Consider the following 1048-nt stretch of genomic DNA (forward strand, 5'->3'; position numbering starts at 1 on the left):
CCAGGCCCGCACCATCCGGGTCCCCGTCCACGTCGTCGAGCTCATCAACCGGGTCGTGCGGGTGCAGCGCCGGATGCTCCAGGAGCGGGGCTACGAGCCGACGCCCGAGGAGGTCGCCGCCCACCTCGAACTGCCGCCCGAGCGGATCCGCGAGGTGCTGCGGCTCGCCCAGGAGCCGGTCTCGCTGCACGCCCCGGTCGGCGAGGAGGACGACGTGGCCCTCGGCGACCTCATCGAGGACGGCGACGCCGCCTCCCCGGTGGAGTCGGCCGCCTTCCTGCTGCTGCGTGAGCACCTCGACGCCGTGCTGTCGACCCTCGGGGAGCGCGAGCGCAAGGTCGTGCAACTGCGCTACGGGCTGGCCGACGGGCGGCCGCGCACCCTGGAGGAGATAGGGCGCATCTTCGGTGTGACCCGCGAGCGGATCCGGCAGATCGAGTCCAAGACCCTCAACAAGCTGCGCGACCACGCCTTCGCCGACCAGCTGCGCGGCTACCTGGACTGAGGAGGGGCCGCCGCGCGGACGGCGGCCCCCGTGGCTCAGCCGACCATGGCTCAGTCGACCTCCGCGACCGCCTGCGCGAACTGCGCCTTGTAGAGGCGCGCGTAGGCCCCGTCGCTCTCCAGCAGCTCGTCGTGGGCGCCCTGTTCGACGATCGAGCCGTTCTCCATGACGAGGATCGTGTCCGCGTCCCGGATCGTGGAGAGCCGGTGCGCGATGACGAACGACGTCCTGCCGTGCTGGAGTTTGGCCATCGCCTTCTGGATCAGCACCTCGGTGCGGGTGTCCACCGAGCTGGTCGCCTCGTCCAGAACGAGGATCACCGGGTCGGACAGGAACGCCCGCGCGATGGTGATGAGCTGCTTCTCACCGGCGCTCACCCCGGAGCCCTCGTCGTCGATCACCGTGTCGTAGCCCTCGGGCAGGGTGCGGATGAACCGGTCCGCGTGCGCGGCCCGCGCCGCCTCCTCGATCTCCCCGCGCGTGACCTCCCGGGAGGCTCCGTAGGCGATGTTCTCCGCGATGGTGCCGCCGAACAGCCAGGTG

The 1048-nt window shown here is 71.4% G+C and carries 2 protein-coding genes; one reads left to right on the forward strand and one right to left on the reverse strand.

The window, feature by feature from the left end:
• Nucleotides 1–505: sigma-70 family RNA polymerase sigma factor (locus IE249_RS35725; RefSeq protein ID WP_229857137.1), on the forward strand; the 505-nt coding region annotated here is incomplete at its 5' end.
• A 50-nt stretch (nucleotides 506–555) separates the two neighbouring features.
• On the opposite strand, the gene IE249_RS35730 is transcribed toward IE249_RS35725, so the two are convergent.
• The coding region (locus IE249_RS35730) for an ATP-binding cassette domain-containing protein (RefSeq protein WP_229857138.1) at nucleotides 556–1048 on the reverse strand (493 nt) is incomplete at its 5' end.

The organism is Streptomyces anandii JCM 4720, from assembly GCF_014650655.1.
Classification (GTDB): domain Bacteria; phylum Actinomycetota; class Actinomycetes; order Streptomycetales; family Streptomycetaceae; genus Streptomyces; species Streptomyces anandii.